16 protein-coding genes are annotated in these 15404 nt (G+C 66.8%); 11 read left to right on the top strand and 5 right to left on the bottom strand.

What is annotated here, in order from left to right; genetic code table 11:
• Nucleotides 1-28: 28 nt before the first annotated feature.
• The 3 genes from QMG28_RS11120 to QMG28_RS11110 all read right to left on the bottom strand — a co-directional run bounded on the left by QMG28_RS11120 (nt 29) and on the right by QMG28_RS11110 (nt 2573).
• A complete protein-coding gene (locus QMG28_RS11120) occupies nt 29-709 on the bottom strand; it encodes a P-loop NTPase family protein (RefSeq protein WP_281842374.1) in 681 nt (226 codons plus the stop codon).
• A gap of 2 nt (nt 710-711) precedes the next feature.
• On the bottom strand, nt 712-1815 hold the full coding sequence (locus QMG28_RS11115) for an AI-2E family transporter (protein ID WP_281842373.1): 1104 nt from the start codon (nt 1813-1815) through the stop codon (nt 712-714).
• 230 nt (nt 1816-2045) lie between these two features.
• Entirely contained in the window at nt 2046-2573 is a 528-nt protein-coding gene (locus QMG28_RS11110) for a fasciclin domain-containing protein (RefSeq protein WP_281842372.1), read from the bottom strand.
• A 239-nt stretch (nt 2574-2812) separates the two neighbouring features.
• Here QMG28_RS11110 and proS point away from each other — a divergent pair, with 239 nt between their 5' ends.
• From proS to QMG28_RS11080, 6 genes are all read left to right on the top strand, one after another.
• Nucleotides 2813-4153, top strand: coding sequence for a proline--tRNA ligase (proS, locus tag QMG28_RS11105; protein ID WP_281842371.1), 1341 nt, complete (start codon nt 2813-2815; stop codon nt 4151-4153).
• Between the two features lie 264 nt (nt 4154-4417).
• Nucleotides 4418-4903, top strand: coding sequence for a DUF2937 family protein (locus tag QMG28_RS11100; protein ID WP_281842370.1), 486 nt, complete (start codon nt 4418-4420; stop codon nt 4901-4903).
• Between the two features lie 350 nt (nt 4904-5253).
• A complete protein-coding gene (locus QMG28_RS11095; protein ID WP_281842369.1) occupies nt 5254-6540 on the top strand; it encodes a lipoprotein-releasing ABC transporter permease subunit in 1287 nt (428 codons plus the stop codon).
• Entirely contained in the window at nt 6533-7216 is a 684-nt protein-coding gene (locus QMG28_RS11090; RefSeq protein ID WP_281842368.1) for an ABC transporter ATP-binding protein, read from the top strand. The genes QMG28_RS11095 and QMG28_RS11090 overlap by 8 nt, the downstream gene beginning before the upstream one ends.
• An 87-nt stretch (nt 7217-7303) precedes the next feature.
• Nucleotides 7304-7750, top strand: coding sequence for a L,D-transpeptidase (locus QMG28_RS11085; RefSeq protein ID WP_281842367.1), 447 nt, complete (start codon nt 7304-7306; stop codon nt 7748-7750).
• A 118-nt stretch (nt 7751-7868) separates the two neighbouring features.
• Nucleotides 7869-8426 (top strand): L,D-transpeptidase, encoded by a 558-nt coding sequence (locus tag QMG28_RS11080; protein ID WP_281842366.1) that lies wholly within the window; start codon nt 7869-7871, stop codon nt 8424-8426.
• A gap of 8 nt (nt 8427-8434) precedes the next feature.
• On the opposite strand, the gene QMG28_RS11075 is transcribed toward QMG28_RS11080, so the two are convergent.
• Nucleotides 8435-8839: a PaaI family thioesterase gene (locus QMG28_RS11075; protein ID WP_281842365.1), complete on the bottom strand. Its 405-nt coding sequence runs from the start codon at nt 8837-8839 to the stop codon at nt 8435-8437.
• 104 nt (nt 8840-8943) lie between these two features.
• Here QMG28_RS11075 and QMG28_RS11070 point away from each other — a divergent pair, with 104 nt between their 5' ends.
• Complete coding sequence (locus tag QMG28_RS11070; protein WP_281842364.1) at nt 8944-9321, top strand: c-type cytochrome; 378 nt, start codon at nt 8944-8946, stop codon at nt 9319-9321.
• Here the strand turns inward: QMG28_RS11070 and QMG28_RS11065 are convergent.
• A complete protein-coding gene (locus tag QMG28_RS11065; protein ID WP_281842363.1) occupies nt 9318-10037 on the bottom strand; it encodes a DUF5765 domain-containing protein in 720 nt (239 codons plus the stop codon). The two genes, QMG28_RS11070 and QMG28_RS11065, sit on opposite strands and share 4 nt — an antisense overlap.
• Before the next feature lie 255 nt (nt 10038-10292).
• Between QMG28_RS11065 and QMG28_RS11060 the strand changes: the two genes are divergently transcribed.
• The 4 genes from QMG28_RS11060 (at nt 10293) to QMG28_RS11045 (ending at nt 15399) form a co-directional block, all read left to right on the top strand.
• The gene (locus QMG28_RS11060; protein ID WP_281842362.1) at nt 10293-11312 is read left to right on the top strand and encodes a BMP family lipoprotein; all 1020 of its coding nucleotides are present in this window, start codon (nt 10293-10295) and stop codon (nt 11310-11312) included.
• A 153-nt stretch (nt 11313-11465) separates the two neighbouring features.
• Nucleotides 11466-12992 carry an ABC transporter ATP-binding protein gene (locus QMG28_RS11055; protein WP_281842361.1) on the top strand — a complete coding sequence of 509 codons (1527 nt, stop codon included), beginning with the start codon at nt 11466-11468 and terminating at the stop codon, nt 12990-12992.
• Nucleotides 12989-14137: an ABC transporter permease gene (locus QMG28_RS11050; RefSeq protein WP_281842360.1), complete on the top strand. Its 1149-nt coding sequence runs from the start codon at nt 12989-12991 to the stop codon at nt 14135-14137. Before QMG28_RS11055 ends, QMG28_RS11050 begins: the two co-directional genes overlap by 4 nt.
• On the top strand, nt 14134-15399 hold the full coding sequence (locus QMG28_RS11045) for an ABC transporter permease (protein WP_281842359.1): 1266 nt from the start codon (nt 14134-14136) through the stop codon (nt 15397-15399). Before QMG28_RS11050 ends, QMG28_RS11045 begins: the two co-directional genes overlap by 4 nt.
• Nucleotides 15400-15404: the final 5 nt, after the last annotated feature.

Raw genomic sequence — 15404 nt, 5'->3', positions numbered from 1 at the left:
AGCGATTTGCCGCCGGTTGGCGCGGCGGTCAGAACAGATCGCCCTGCCGTTCCAGCACCTGCCGGGCCAGATCGCGGCTCACCGGCTTGCCTTCGGCCAGCGCCGCCGCGTCGAGCGCGGCGACGATGTCGCGCGCGGCGGCGAAGGAGCGCTCGATCCGGTCGGCGAGGTAGCGGATCAGGGTTTCCGGCGGGTCGATCTGGCGGTCGGCGAAAAGCTTGACCAGAACGGCGGCCAGCAGCGCCTCGTCCGGCGGCGCGATGGCGACCATCGGCGCGCCCTCCATCCGGCTCGCGAGGTCGGGCAGGGCCAGCCCCCAGCGGCTCGGTGGCGTCGTGGCGGTGACGAGCAGGCTGCCGCCCTCGGCCAGCACGAGATTGTGCAGATGAAACGCCGCCTGTTCCGCCGCCGCGTCGCCGGCGATCCGGTCGGCGTCTTCCAGCGCCACATTGCCGCCGGCGAGGCTGGCCGGATCGAGCGCCGCCAGATCCCGCGCCGCGATCACCTGCGCCCCCGCCATGTCGGCCCAGACCTGCGCGAGATGGCTCTTGCCCGCGCCTTCCGGGCCGGTCAGCACCAGTTTGCGTGCGGGCCAGCCCTGCCAGGCATCCAGCGCGGCCATTGCCGCGGCGTTGCTGTCGGAGACGAAGAAATCGCCCCGGCCCCGTGCCTCGCGCAAGGGCAGATCGAAGGTGAGCTGGCGGGCCATGGTCAGGCGTTGTCCCCGCCGGCCTCGTCGGTTTCGCCGGGCGGGGTCTCGTTCTGGTCGAGGCCCCTGTAAAGCCGGCCCTCGCGGTAGCGTTCGGCGAAGAAGCGCACCACCACGCCGATGGCGGCGGCCACCGGCACGGCGACGAGCATGCCGACGAAGCCGAAGGTCGAGCCGAAGGCGGACAGGGCGAAGATCAGCCAGACCGGGTGCAGCCCCACGGAGGAGCCCACGAGGTTGGGCGACAGGATATTGCCCTCGAAGAACTGGCCGAACATGAAGATCGCCACCACGCCGCCGATCAGCCACCATTCGCCCCAGAACTGGAAGAAGGCGAGCCCGATCGCCAGCGCCCCGCCGACCAGCGCGCCGACATAGGGGATGAAGCTGATCAGCCCGGCGACGAAGCCCACCACGAGGCCGAATTGCAGCCCGATCAGCATCAGGGCGACGGCGTAATAGGTGCCGAGGATCAGGCAGACCGTCACCTGGCCGCGAATGAAGCTCGCAAGCGTCTTGTCGATATCGGCGGCGAGGCTGCGGATCACCGGTGCATGGTCGCGCGGCAGCAGATCGTCGATCGCGGCGATCATGCGGTCCCAGTCCCACAACAGGTAGAAGGCCACCACCGGCACGACAACGATGAGCAGCACGATGTTGAGCACGCCCATGGCCGAGGAGAGCACCGCATTGATCAGCTCGCCGCCACGCTCCTGCACCTTTGCGCCCAGCGTGTCGAGCGACTGGCGCAGGATCGAATCCTGATCCATCAGCGAGGGGATTTTCGAGGTGAGGAACGCCTGCAGGTCTTGCGCCAGCGAGGGCGCGATATTGACGAGCTGCACCGACTGGTTGATGAGCGTGGGGATCACCAGAAGCGCGGCGAGCACGAAAATGAGAAGCGCGGCGATGGTGATCACCGTGGTCGACAGGATGCGGCTCAGCCCCATCGCTTCAAGCCGGTCGGCCACCGGATCGAGAAAATACGCGACCGCCCCGCCGATCACGAAGGGCAGCATCACATCGCCGAGCAACCACAGCGCGATCAGGAAGATCGCCGCCGCGATGGTCCAGTATCTCAGTTGCATGCCGACGGGCAGGGCCATGGGTTTCCTCGTAAACCGATGCGCCAGTCATCGCCTGTTTGGCCTGTCCGTGCAACCCGGGATGGACGCCGCGGGGCGCCTTGTGGAAGAGTGGGGCCATCGTCACAGGAGCGCCGCCGATGCGACACCGGCCCAATCCGCTGGCCTGGCCCTGGCCCTACCCGACGCCACCGCCGCCTTCGCGCTGACGGCGTGGCCGGGCGCAGATCCCGCGCCCGGCCCTGTGTCGGTCAGCAATCCGGCGTGTTGCCCGGCAGGATCACCTTGTCGATCACATGGATCACACCGTTCGAGGCTTCGATATCGGCGGCGATCACATTGGCCATGCCGCCCGAGCCGTCATCCAGCATCACGCCGCCGTCGAGCAGGACGCGGATATCGGCGCCGTCGAGCGCGGTGGCGACCCGCGACGCGCCGATCGCGATGTCGCCCGACATGACCGTGCCGGGCACCACGTGATAGAGCAGCACATTGGTCAGATCGCCCTTGGCGGCGGGTTGCAGCAGACCCTCGACGGCGCCCTCGGGCAGCGCGGCGAAGGCATCGTCGGTCGGCGCGAAGACGGTGAAGGGGCCGGTGCCCGACAGCGTTTCGGCCAGCCCGGCAGCGGTGACGGCGGCGACGAGCGTCTCGAACCGGTCATCGCCCGCGGCGATATCGACGATGGTTTTCATCCCGCCATGGTCATCGGCGAGCGCGGCGGTGCCGGACAGCGCGAGCGCGGTGGCGGCGAGGGTGGTCTTGAGAGTGAAACGCATGAAGTCCTCCTGTCGGTTTCGCGTTACATGCTTGTCGTTACGGCCCGGCCGGCGCCCGGGATCAGGCCCGTCACGCGAGCGTGACCTGACGTGATCGGGCCCGCGGCCCGGCCTTGTCCGGCGGTCCGGGCCGCATGCCTGCCGGGGGAATCGTGCGGCGAGCCGGGCGGCGGGCTTGCCGGGGCTTTTGCGCTCGGCTATGGCGGTTGCGACCCGAAACACCTGCACAAGAGGCTTACATGCGCCTGTCCCGCTACTTTCTGCCCGTTCTGAAGGAAACGCCCGCCGAGGCGCAGATCGCCTCGCACCGGCTGATGCTGCGCGCGGGCATGATCAAGCAGCAGGCGGCGGGCATCTATTCCTGGCTGCCGCTCGGCTTCAAGGTGCTGCGCCGGCTGGAAAATATCGTTCACGAGGAACAGGTGCGGGCGGGCCATATCCCGATGCTGATGCCGACGCTGCAACCGGCCGATCTGTGGCGCGAGAGCGGGCGCTACGACGATTACGGCGAGGAAATGCTGCGGATCAAGGACCGGGGCGGGCGCGATCTGCTCTACGGGCCGACCAATGAGGAGATGATCACCGACATCTTCCGCAGCCATGTCGGCTCCTACAAGGATCTGCCGCTCACGCTCTACCACATCCAGTGGAAATTCCGCGACGAGATCCGCCCGCGCTTCGGCGTGATGCGGGGGCGCGAGTTCTTCATGAAGGACGGCTACAATTTCGACCTCGATTACGAAAACGCCATGCACGCCTATAACCGCCACATGGTGAGCTACCTGCGCACCTATGAGCGGATGGGCCTGCAGGCGATCCCGATGCGCGCCGATAGCGGCCCGATCGGCGGCGACGACACCCACGAATTCCTCGTTCTGGCCGAGACCGGCGAGTCGGAAGTGTTCTATGACAGCGAGATCACCGGGCTGAAGCTCGGCGACCGCGAGATCGACTACGACAACTGGGACGAGGTCGCCGGCATCTGCACCGAATGGACCACGCCCTATGCCCGCACCGACGAAACCCATGACGAGGCGCTGTTCGACGCCATCCCCGAAGAGCGGCGCAAAACCTCGCGCGGCATCGAGGTGGGGCAGATCTTCTATTTCGGCACCAAATATTCCGAGCCGATGGGCGCGGTGGTGACCACCGATACCGGCGAGCGGGTGCCGGTCCATATGGGCTCGCACGGGATCGGGGTGAGCCGGCTGGTGGGCGCGATCATCGAGGCCAATCACGACGAGAACGGCATCATCTGGCCCGAAGGCGTCACCCCGTTCCATGCCGGGATCGTCAATCTGCGCCAGGGCGACGCCGAAACCGACGCCGCCTGCGAGCGCCTCTATGCCGCGCTGGAAGCCGAGGGGCTGGAGCCGCTCTATGACGACCGCGAGGAGCGCGCGGGCGCGAAATTCGCCACGATGGACCTGATCGGCCTGCCGTGGCGCATCACCGTCGGCCCGCGCGGGCTGAAGAACGGCGTGGTCGAGCTGACCAGCCGCCGCACCGGCGAGAGCGAGGAACTGGCGCCCGAGCTGGCCGTGGCGCGGCTGAGGGACATCTACGCCGGGCATATCTGATGCAGGCACCGGACGGGCCGGCCTGTGCGCCGCCGGGCGACCGCTTGACCGGCGCGTGAGGGCACTGGCGGCGCCGACCGCCTGATTTCAGGATTCCTGCATTCTGTGAGCCAGTTTCGGGCTTTCGCGGTCGATCCATTATCCGATTGCTGCATTGGCGGCCCGCCGCCCGGTCCGCAGCGCCAGCTTGACCGAAGGCGCCGGACGGGTCAGACTCCTGCCAGACCGGGCACAGATCCGGCGCAGGCAGAAAGGGCGGAGCCAATGCGCATCCTGGCTATGGCGGGCGGCATCGCGGGCGCGGTGGCGCTGTCGCAGTTTCCCGAGTTTTCGCAGCAATACGTGCAGCGCCTCTCCGGCGCGGTCGACGAATTGCGCGGCGTCACCCTCGCCTTCGACACCACTGCGCGGATCGCCGGGATGAGCCGCGAAGAAGCGCTCGACGCGATCGGCGACGGCGAGTTCCAGACCCGGCTGCGGGATGACATGCGCAGCCGGATCTACCGCTACGAACGGCTGAATGCCGACTACCAGGCCCTTGCCGGCGCCGCGCCGCTGCAGCGCCTCGCGCGGTTCTGGCATATCCGCGATGTCGAGCTGGTCGAGCGCACATGGGACGATTTCCGGCCGGCCCTGCCGGTGACCTCGGAAGGGCTGATCTCGGCGGGGATCGGCTTTGCGGGCGGTTGGGGGCTGGTGACGCTGCTGATCGGCGCCCTGTTCGGGCGCCGTCGCCTGCGGCGGGCATGAGCGGGGGTTTCACACCCCCGCACCCCCGTGGAGTATTTCCGCAAGGATGAAGAGGCAGTACGGCTGCGCCGGGTCGTGCGGCGTTCCACCCCGGCCGGCGCACTGTTTCATTGCAGTCCACGCCGCGCCGGGGCTTCACCCTTGGCGGTCATCGGCTCTCCAGCCTGTACCGCGCGCCGGTTGTCGCAGAGTAACCTTAACGGGTGGTGAATCTTTCCCTTCATCCTTGCAAAAATACTCAAATCCCCCGGGCGCCCCACGCGGTCACAGCTGCGCCAGCGCGGGCCGGTGCGGCTTGACCTTCCCGTGCCCGCACCCCAGTGTGCCGCAAACCCGTGAGAGGCATGGATTTGGCCAAGAGCACTACCCCGTTTTCCCGTTTCGAGTGGATGATTGCCTGGCGCTATCTGCGCGCGCGCCGCGCCGAGGGAGGCGTGAGCGTGATGACATGGATTTCGCTCATCGGGATCACGCTCGCGGTGGCGGCGCTGATCATCACGCTCGCCGTGCGCACCGGGTTTCGTGAGGAATTCGTCGATACGATCCTCGGCGCCAATGCGCATGTGACCGTCTATGCGCGCCTGACGGCGGACGAGACCGGCAACATGACCCGCGATATCGCCGATTACGATGCCTGGGCTGCGCGCATCGCCCAGGTGCCGGGGGTGACCCATGCCGCGCCGCTCATCAAGGGGCAGGTGATGGCCAATGCCGGGGCGAACAATTCCGGCGTGCAGGTCTTTGGCATCCGCGCCGCAGATCTTGCCGCCATCCCGCGCATCGCCGATCCGGAGGAGGCGGTGGGCAGCCTGGACGATTTTCCGCGCGGCATCGCCATCGGCTCGGGCGTGGCGCGCGAGCTTGGCGTCTATCTCGGCGACAAGGTGAAGATCATCTCGCCCAACGGGGTGAAGACGGCCTTCGGCACCACGCCGCGGGTGAGCGTCTATGAGGTGGTCTATATCTTCACGGCCGGGCGCTGGGATATCGACCAGACCCGCGTCTATCTGCCCTTCGAGGTGGCGCAGACCTTCTTCAACAAGGAGGGGCGGGCGGATGAGATCGAGGTGATGGTGGACGACCCCGAGCGCATCACCGAGCGGATCGCCCCGATCATGGCGGCGGCGGGCGAGAATGCGGCGATCTGGACATGGCGCGACAGCGCCGGCGCCTTTTTGCGCGCGCTCGACATGGAAGACAACGTGATGTTCGTCATCCTCTCCGTGCTGGTGCTGATCGCCTCGATGAACATCATCTCCGGCCTCGTGATGCTGGTGAAGAACAAGGGCCGCGATATCGGCATCCTGCGCACGATGGGGCTGACCGAAGGGTCGGTGCTGCGGGTGTTCTTCCTGGTCGGCGCCTCGACCGGGCTGGTGGGCACGGCGATGGGCGTGGTGCTGGGCGTGCTCTTCGCGGTCAATATCGACTACGTTTTCGCCGTGGTGGATTACATCGCCGGCGGCGGCGTGTGGGATCCGTCGGTGCGCGGCATCTACCAGCTTCCCGCCACGGTGCGGATGGGCGATGTGCTGTCGGCGGTGTCGCTGTCGCTCACGCTGTCCTTCCTCGTCACCATCTTTCCCGCCCGCCGGGCGGCGCGGATGAACCCGGTGGAGGCGCTGCGCTATGAGTGAGCCGGTGCTGGCGCTGGACGGCGTGGAAAAGATCTATGGCAAGGGCAGGCCGGGTGAGGTGAGCGTGCTGCGCGGGGCGTCGCTGGCGCTGATGCCGGGCGAGGTGGTGGCGCTGGTGGCGCCCTCCGGGGCGGGCAAATCCACGCTGCTGCACATTGCCGGGCTGCTCGACACGCCCGATGCGGGCCGGGTGGCGATTGCCGGGCAGGACATGACCCGCGCCTCCGACCGCGCGCGCACCGGGACGCGGCGCGAGAAGGTGGGCTTTGTCTATCAGTTTCACCACCTGCTGCCGGAGTTCACGGCGCTGGAGAATGTGGTGCTGCCACAGCTTGCCAACGGGGTGGGCATGGGCGCGGCGCGGGGGCGGGCGGAGCGGCTGCTGGACACGGTCGGCCTTGGCCCGCGCGCCGGGCATCGCCCGGCCGCGCTGTCGGGCGGCGAGCAGCAGCGGGTGGCCTTTTGCCGGGCGCTGGCCAATGGCCCGGCGCTGCTGCTGGCCGACGAGCCGACCGGTAATCTCGATCCCGACACCTCCGACACCGTCTTTGCCGCGCTGATGGAGCTGGTGCGCGAGACCGGGCTTGCCGCCCTCATCGCCACCCATAACGCCGATCTGGCCGGGCGCATGGACCGGATCGTGCGGCTCGACAATGGCGTCATCACAAGGGGCTGATATGGCCCGGGAATCGGGTTGCATCCGCTCGCGCGGCCTCTAAGCATGGACCCTGGGGAAAACAGGGATGTCTGTGACATGAGTTTCATGACCAAGAGTATTGTGGCCATTGCCGGGATGCTGGCCGCGACGGCGGCCGGGGCGGGTGAGCGGCTGTCGACCGCCAACCGCTCGGACCAGATCGTGATCCGGGTCGATGTGTCGGACCAGCGGATGACGGTGCTGCAAAGCGGGCGGCGGCTGTTTTCCTGGCCGGTCTCGACCGGCGGCGACGGATATGTGACCCCGACCGGCACCTATCAGCCGGAATGGTTCAGCCGCGATCACCGCTCCAGCAAGTATGACGATGCGCCGATGCCCTTCGCCATCTTCTACGATGGCGACTACGCGATCCACGCCACCTTCTCGACCGAGATGCTCGGCCAGCCCGCCTCGCATGGCTGCGTGCGGCTGCATCCCGACAATGCCCGCACGCTGTACGAGATGGTCTATGCCACCGGCAAGGCGGACACCTACATCGTGGTGCAGGACTGAGCCTTGCCGGCAAGGTTGCGCATATGCGCATCCGGTTTATGCTGAAGCTTTGGACCCTGTGGTGCCATGGCCGGCCGGGCCGGCACCGTCATTTGAGTTGTGGATTGGGGAGTGCAGCATGAAACGGAGTTCGTTCCATCCTATCCTTGCGGGCATTGCCGCGCTTGGTCTGCTGGCCGGTTGCGAAACCCCGCCGCCGGGCGCGACGCCCGATGCCGGCGACGGGACGACCACGGTTGTCACGCGCGGGCCGGTTGCGCCGCCGGTGGCCGAGCGGGTCGCGCCGCTGGCCTCGCCGGGGCCGAACAAGGTGCTGGCCATCGTCGATCTGTCGGATCAGCGGCTGACGGCGGTGCGCGGCTTTGACGATGGCCGCCAGCCCGAGCAATACCATTGGGTGATTTCAAGCGGGATCGACCGCAAGCCGACGCCGACCGGGCAGTTCTATGTCGATTTCCTGTCGCCCGATCATGTCTCGTCGATCTATCACGTGCCGATGCCCTGGTCGGTGTTCTTCAACGGCAATATCGCCATCCACGGCGATCCCGATGCGCGGATGCTCGGCCAGACCGCCTCGAACGGCTGCGTGCGGCTGCATCCGGCGCAGGCCGAGATCTTCTACAAGATGGTCGAGGATGTCGGGCTGCGGAACACGACGATCATCGTCCGGCAATAGGCCGAAGGCTATGGCACCGCAAAGGTGGCGGTGGCCGTCGCCACCTCCTTGCCCGAGGGTTCGGCCGTGAGCACCGCGCGGGTGAAGATCAGCGATTTGCCTGCCCGCACGATGGTGGCGGTGCAGGAGATGCTTTCGCCGCTGGCCGGGCGCAGGAATTGCACGTCGAGATTGGTGGTGGCGACCGGGCGGAACTCGCGGAAATGCCCGGCGCAGGCGATCACCATCGCCGTGTCGGCCAGCGTCGCCAGCGCCTGACCCGAGACGATGCCGCCGACCCGGGCAATCGCGTCGGTGACCGGGATGGTCATCACCACGCCGGTGCAGGCCATCCGCTCCACCCGCGGCTCCAGCGCGCGGACCCAATCGGCGAAATAGGCGTCGAGCCAGCCATTTGCGGTTTTGCTATCCATAAGGTGAGCTTGCGACGGCGCGGCAGGCCGCGCAAGGCCAAAGGCGGGCTTGGCGGCGCTGGTGCGCATGCGCTAACCTCGCGGCAACAAGGGAGGCCAGGGCAATGAGATTACGGGCGATCGTGCTGGGCGCTTTTGCGCTCGCGCTCACGGGATGCGAGCAGGAACCGATGACCGGGGCGGGTCTCTATGGCGCGTATTGCGCGGGCTGCCACGGCAATGATGCGCGCGGCGGCGCTGAGGCGGGGGCGCCTGATCTGACCGGCCTCGCCAGGCGTCATGGCGGCGCCTATCCGGCGGTCTACGTGATGTCGACGATTGATGGCTATGCCCGCGAGGCGACCCATGGGCCGATGCCGATCTTCGGCGAATTGATCGACGCGCCGGTCGAAACCTGGGTGGACCCGGAGGGCGTGCCGACGCCCACGCCGGTCTCGCTGATGCTGCTCAACGAATATCTCCAGGGCCAGCAGGAGGGTTAGGCGGCGCGCGGTTCCCGTGCCGGGGCGAGGCCGCGCCGCAGCATCGGGCTCAGGCTCACCAGAACCAGCCCGATCGAGAACAGGCACCAGACCGCCGGCATCTCGTTCGGATCGTCGGTGAGCAGTATCGACAAGGCCGGGCCGAGCACCGCGTGGAACAGCGCCCACCGCCACGCGCCATAGATCAGCGGAATGACGAAGATCGCGGCGAGATAGGCGGGGAACTGCACCCAGGCGGCGAGCCACGGGCCGAGGATCGGCGACCAGATATCGTAATAGGGCACTGCCCAGCCGAGATGCCAGTTGCCCGATTGCGTGCACCAGGCGGGGCCGCAGAGCACCTGACCGTCAACACAGGGGCTGGCCCAGCCGAAGGGCAGGAGCCGGAGCAGCAGGATCGCCGAGGCGATGGCGGCGAGGAGATAGACGAGCCGCCGCGTTCGCGCAGTGACGTTTCCGGTGATCGCCATGCCGAAGGCGTTGATGATCAGCGGCTGGAACGCGATATGCAGGTAACTTGCGATGGTTATGGCCTTATTCGCCGTCAGCGTGCATTGATCGAGCACCTGGTAGCCGGCCACCTGCAGCCCTTCCATCAGGGTGAAATAGGCCAGCGTCACCGGAATGGCGCGCGCATCGCCGCGCCGCCACGTCACCATCGTGGCGACCGCGCCGACCCCGAACATCGCCGCCGAGGCGCCTTCACTCCAGCACATGGCTTTCCTCCGGTTTGCCGGGCAGAGGTGGCATGTGCTTACCCCTGCGTCAATCGCGCCGCGCCGTGCAGGGTGCGACAAAAATTTGTTCATCCGGACAAAAATTCAACCATACCCCTTTCAAAGCAACGTGCTAAAGTCTGGCATGGCCGCAGGGGGAATCGCTGCCGACCAGTTGCGGTTTGCCATTTTCAGCGGGTCTGAAACCGGCCGCGTGACCGACGTCAGGGCGCGGCGTGACATGGAGGTTTTCATATGACGTTTCTCAGCAAAATCGGGCTTGCTGCTGCCCTTGTTGCCGGCTCGGTAACCGCCGCTTCGGCGTTTACCGCCTGCCAGGTGACCGATACCGGCGGCATTGACGACTCGGGCTTCAACCAGACGGCCTGGAAAGGCGTCGAAGATGCGATCGCCGCCGATGGTATCGAAGGCCGCTTTCTCGAAAGCCAGCAAGAGTCGGATTACGCGGCGAACCTGAACTCGCTGCTCGACGGCTCCTGCGACGTGATCATCACCGTCGGCTTCCTGATGGGCGACGCCACCAAGACGGCCGCCGAGGCCAACCCCGACCAGAAGTTCTCGATCGTCGACTTCGCCTACGATCCGACCATCCCGAACGTTGTCGGCCAGGTCTATGCCACCGAACAGGCGGCCTTCCTCGCCGGCTATCTTGCCGCCGGCATGACCCAGACCGGCATTCTCGGCACCTTCGGCGGCATCAACATCCCGCCGGTGACCGTGTTCATGGATGGCTTCGTGCATGGCGCTAACCTCTACAACGAGCGCCACGGCACCTCGGTTTCGGTGCTCGGCTGGAACCCGGACTCGAAAGAGGGCCTGTTTACCGGCAACTTCGACCAACTCGACGATGGCCGCGCCTTCGCCCAGAACCTCTATGACGAAGGTGCCGACATCGTGATGCCGGTCGCTGGCCCCGTCGGCCTCGGCTCGGCCTCGCTGGCCGACGAACTGGGCACCGATGCGCTGAAGATCATCGGCGTCGACGCCGACCAGACCCAGACCGACCCGGAAAAGGCGCATGTCTACCTGACCTCGGTGCTCAAGCGCATGGACTCGACCGTGCATCAGGTCATCCAGTCGGCAATGGACGGCTCCTTCGAGGGTGGCCTCGTGGTCGGCACGCTTGAAAACGAAGGCGTCGGCCTCGCCGGCTTCGGTTCGTTCGAAGACGCCGTGCCCGCCGAGCTGAAAGCCGAACTCGACGAAATCAGGGCCGGCATCATCGACGGCTCGATCTCTGTCACCGGCATGTAAGGTGACTCACGCCCGCCGCCGGCACGCCCGGCGGCGGGACTTTTTTGCATTTACGGCGCGGATTGTCCGAATAGCATTGCATCTTCCTCCTGCCGCGCGACGCGGTGGTGCGGTGCCGGCCTATCTTTTCGCGCCTTGAGCGGGGGTAGGGACATGGACGTCGAACTGCGCGGGATAACCAAGCGCTTCGGTCCGGTGGTGGCCAACGATAACGTCAACCTGGTGATCCGTGGCGGCGAGGTGCTCGGGCTCCTTGGCGAGAACGGCGCCGGAAAATCCACCATGATGAACATGCTCTCGGGTCTCTACACGCCCGACGAGGGCGAGATCCTGATCGACGGCAAGCCGGTGAAGTTCGATGGCCCCGGCGACGGGATCGAGGCCGGCATCGGCATGGTGCACCAGCATTTCATGCTCGTTCCCGTCTTCACCGTAGCCGAAAACGTGGTGCTCGGCGTCGAGCCCACCGGCCGGCTCGGCCATCTCGACCTGAAAAAAGCGCGCGCGCAGGTCGAGGAGATCAACCAGAAATACGGGCTGCACGTGCCCGCCGACGCGCTGATCGAGAACCTCCCCGTGGGCATTCAGCAGCGGGTCGAGATCCTCAAGGTGCTGTTCCGCGAAGCCGATGTGCTGATCCTCGACGAACCCACCGCCGTGCTCACGCCGCAGGAGGTGGAAGAGTTTTTCGGCATCGTCAACGGGCTCAAGGAGGCGGGCAAGGCCATCGTCTTCATCACCCACAAGCTGCATGAAATCCTCGCCATCTCCGACCGGATCAGCGTGCTGCGCCAGGGCCGGATCACCGGCGAGGGCGACCCGAAAACGCTCGACGAGGAAAAGCTGGCCGAGATGATGGTGGGCCGCCATGTGAGCTTCACCGTCGACAAGACCCCGGCCCAGCCCGGCAGCGAGATGCTGCGGCTCGAAAAGGTGACCCTGCTCGACGACAAGGACGACCGGCTGATCGACGATGTGTCGTTCACCGTCCGCTCGGGCGAGATCGTCGGGATCGCCGGGGTGCAGGGCAACGGCCAGACCGAGCTGGTCGAGGTGATCACTGGGCTGGCGCGCGGCAATGCCGGCAGGATCACCTTCGCCGGCGACGACATCACCCATACCAGCGTGCGCGACCGGCACCGCCGGGGCATGGCGCATATTCCCGAAGACCGGCACCGCATGGGCATGGTCGACAAGTTCACCATCGCCGAAAACATGGTGCTCAATTCCTATTACGACGAGGCCTATGCCGCTCCGCTCGGCTCGATCGACTGGAACCGGGTGAACGAGACGGCGGCGGCCTTCTGCGTCGATTTCGACGTGCGCACGCCCTCGGTCTTCCTGCCCGGTGGCTCGCTGTCGGGCGGCAACCAGCAAAAGATGGTGGTCGCGCGCGAACTCGAACGCCAGACCCAACTGGTGGTCGCCAGCCAGCCCACCCGCGGCGTCGACGTGGGCTCGATCGAATATATCCACAAACGGCTGGTCGAAAGCCGCGACGAGGGCGACGGCGTGCTGATCGTCTCGTCCGAGCTTGACGAGATCATGGGGCTCTCCGACCGCATCCTGGTGATGTTCGAGGGCCGGATCGTGGCGGAGTTTGACAATACCGGCGGCAAGGCCGACCGCAACCAGGTGGGTCTGGCGATGGCCGGGGCCACCGAGGGAGAGGCAGCATGAGCACATCCATCGGCAAACGCGAGCTCGACGATGCGGGCCGCGCCCTTCTGCAACGCGCCAGCGGCGGACGGGGGCAATTCGAAGACCTGGTGATCGTGCCGATCTTTGCGGTGATCGCGGCGCTGGTTCTCGGCGCGCTGGTGATGCTCGCCACCGGGGTCGATATCGGCACCATCGGCAAGAGCTTCGTGGCGCTCGGCAAGGGCTCGGTCGGCTCGCTCAACGCGATCTCGGAAACGCTGACCTCGGCGATCCCGCTGATCCTCGCGGGGCTCGGCCTCGGGCTCGGCTTCCGGGCCGGGCTGTTCAATATCGGCGCCGAGGGGCAGATCGTCATGGGCGGTCTGGCGGCGGCGATCTTCGCCTTCTCCTTCCCGGGCCTGCCGGCGATCCTGCTGATCCCGCTGTCGCTGCTGGCTGGCGCGATTGCCGGGGCGATCTATGCAGGCTTTGCCGGGGTGCTGAAGGCGACCACCGGCGCGCATGAGGTGATCACCACCATCATGCTCAACCTGTCATCCTTCCTGATCCTGATCTGGGCGCTGAAACAGCCCTATGTGCAGGTGGCGGGCCGCTCCGACCCGATCTCGAAATCGGTGCCGGAGGCCGGCCAGCTGCCGCGCCTGCTCGACTGGATCGACCCGAACCTGCGGGTCCATGCCGGGCTGTTCGTGATGCTGATCATGGTCGCCTTCATCTGGTGGCTGCTGTTCCGCTCGAAGATCGGCTTCGCCTTCCGCGCCTCAGGCGAAAACCCCGATGCGGCGCGTTACGCGGGCATGAAGTCGGGCCTGATCATCGTCGCCGCGATGGGCACCGCCGGGGCGCTGGCGGGGCTGGGCGGCGCGAGCCAGGTGCTCGGCGTGCTGGAGCGCGCCAGCCCCGGCTTCTCGGCCGGGATCGGCTTTGACGCCATCGCGCTGGCGCTGCTCGGCCGCTCGCACCCGGTGGGCATTCTGCTGGCCGGGCTGCTATTTGGCGGGCTGGAAGCGGGCGGGCGGCAGATGCAGGTGGATGCCGGTGTGTCGATCGACCTGATCGGCATCATCCAGGCGCTGATCATCGTCTTTATCGCCGCCCCCCTGCTGGTGCGCGCGATCTTCCCGTGGGGCTTCCGCAAGGACAAGGAAGGGGGCGCGGCATGAGCAACGTGACCATCAATACCGCCGGCGCCGAACAGGTCGCCTCGACCTCCGACCGCCGGGCGCGGATCACCGGTGTGATCCTTCTGCTGCTCTCGGCGCTGGTGCTGTTCGCGCTCGACGTGGCCCCCGGCGAGGTGGCGACCTTCCGGCTGACCACCGTGCGCGACGCGGTGCAGCTGCCGGACCTCGTGGTGCCCGGCGGGTTCAACACCATCGTCGCGGCCCTGCTCGCCTTCATCGGCGTGCGCCAGTTCCTGCGCGGCGGCGGCAAGTGGTCGACGCTCTCCATCGGCGGCGGGCTGTTCCTCGTCGTGCTGGCCTTCCTGGTCTGGGCCGATGCGGGCAAGAGCTTCAACCTCACCGGCATGTTGCAGGCGACCATGGTGCGCGCCGTGCCGATTGCGCTGGGTGGGCTCGCCGGCGTGCTCTCGGAGCGGGTCGCCGTGGTGAACATCGCCATCGAGGGGATGCTGCTTGCCGGCGCCTTCACCGGCGCGCTGGTGGGCTCGCTGATCGGCAGCTGGGTCGGGCTGTTTGCGGCGGTGGCCATCGGCGGCATGTTCGGGATGATGCTGGCCGCCCTGGTGGTGACCTTCCGAATGGACCAGATCATCGCCGGCGTGGTGATCAACCTCTTCGTGTTGGGCCTGACGAGTTACGTCACCAGCCAGGTTTTCGCCTCGAACCGCTGGATGAACAACGCCGAGGTGTTCCGCGCCTGGAAGATCCCGCTGCTGAGCGACATCCCGGTGCTCGGGCCGGTGCTGTTTCAGCAGAATATCTTCGTCTATGGCGCGCTGATCCTGGTCGGGGTGGCGACCTATTATCTGTTCCACACCAAGGGGGGCCTGCGCGCGCGTGCGGTGGGCGAACACCCCCGCGCCGCCGATACGCTCGGCGTCGACGTCTACTGGACGCGCTATTTCCACGTGACGCTGGCGGGGATGGTCGCGGGCTTCGGCGGCGCGTGGTTCACGCTCGGCTCGGTGGGCCGGTTCGACGAGAACATGACCAACGGCAAGGGCTTCATCGGCCTCGCGGCGATGATCTTCGGCCGCTGGCACCCGGTGGGCGCTCTCTCGGCGGCGCTGATCTTCGGCTTCGCGGATTCGCTGCAGCAGAAGCTGGCGCTGCTCAACACGCCGATCCCGTCGGAATTCCTCGCCATGGCGCCCTATATCGCCACGATTATCGTGGTTGCCGGTTTGATCGGCAAAGCGCGGCCACCGGCGGCAGACGGCCAGCCTTACGTGAAAGAATAGGCCCG

This window comes from Sinisalibacter aestuarii, from assembly GCF_027923545.1.
In the GTDB taxonomy this organism is placed as follows: Bacteria; Pseudomonadota; Alphaproteobacteria; order Rhodobacterales; family Rhodobacteraceae; genus Sinisalibacter; species Sinisalibacter aestuarii.
This window is presented reverse-complemented; position numbering and strand designations above follow the sequence as displayed.

What these genes read in the sequence shown, in the direction of transcription:
- QMG28_RS11120 (WP_281842374.1), bottom strand. Translation starts at nt 709, where the DNA reads ATGGCCCGCCAGCTCACCTTCGATCTGCCCTTGCGCGAGGCACGGGGC.
- QMG28_RS11115 (WP_281842373.1), bottom strand. Translation starts at nt 1,815, where the DNA reads ATGGCCCTGCCCGTCGGCATGCAACTGAGATACTGGACCATCGCGGCG.
- QMG28_RS11110 (WP_281842372.1), bottom strand. Translation starts at nt 2,573, where the DNA reads ATGCGTTTCACTCTCAAGACCACCCTCGCCGCCACCGCGCTCGCGCTG.
- proS (WP_281842371.1), top strand. Translation starts at nt 2,813, where the DNA reads ATGCGCCTGTCCCGCTACTTTCTGCCCGTTCTGAAGGAAACGCCCGCC.
- QMG28_RS11100 (WP_281842370.1), top strand. Translation starts at nt 4,418, where the DNA reads ATGCGCATCCTGGCTATGGCGGGCGGCATCGCGGGCGCGGTGGCGCTG.
- QMG28_RS11090 (WP_281842368.1), top strand. Translation starts at nt 6,533, where the DNA reads ATGAGTGAGCCGGTGCTGGCGCTGGACGGCGTGGAAAAGATCTATGGC.
- QMG28_RS11085 (WP_281842367.1), top strand. Translation starts at nt 7,304, where the DNA reads ATGACCAAGAGTATTGTGGCCATTGCCGGGATGCTGGCCGCGACGGCG.
- QMG28_RS11080 (WP_281842366.1), top strand. Translation starts at nt 7,869, where the DNA reads ATGAAACGGAGTTCGTTCCATCCTATCCTTGCGGGCATTGCCGCGCTT.
- QMG28_RS11075 (WP_281842365.1), bottom strand. Translation starts at nt 8,839, where the DNA reads ATGGATAGCAAAACCGCAAATGGCTGGCTCGACGCCTATTTCGCCGAT.
- QMG28_RS11070 (WP_281842364.1), top strand. Translation starts at nt 8,944, where the DNA reads ATGAGATTACGGGCGATCGTGCTGGGCGCTTTTGCGCTCGCGCTCACG.
- QMG28_RS11065 (WP_281842363.1), bottom strand. Translation starts at nt 10,037, where the DNA reads ATGTGCTGGAGTGAAGGCGCCTCGGCGGCGATGTTCGGGGTCGGCGCG.
- QMG28_RS11060 (WP_281842362.1), top strand. Translation starts at nt 10,293, where the DNA reads ATGACGTTTCTCAGCAAAATCGGGCTTGCTGCTGCCCTTGTTGCCGGC.
- QMG28_RS11055 (WP_281842361.1), top strand. Translation starts at nt 11,466, where the DNA reads ATGGACGTCGAACTGCGCGGGATAACCAAGCGCTTCGGTCCGGTGGTG.
- QMG28_RS11050 (WP_281842360.1), top strand. Translation starts at nt 12,989, where the DNA reads ATGAGCACATCCATCGGCAAACGCGAGCTCGACGATGCGGGCCGCGCC.
- QMG28_RS11045 (WP_281842359.1), top strand. Translation starts at nt 14,134, where the DNA reads ATGAGCAACGTGACCATCAATACCGCCGGCGCCGAACAGGTCGCCTCG.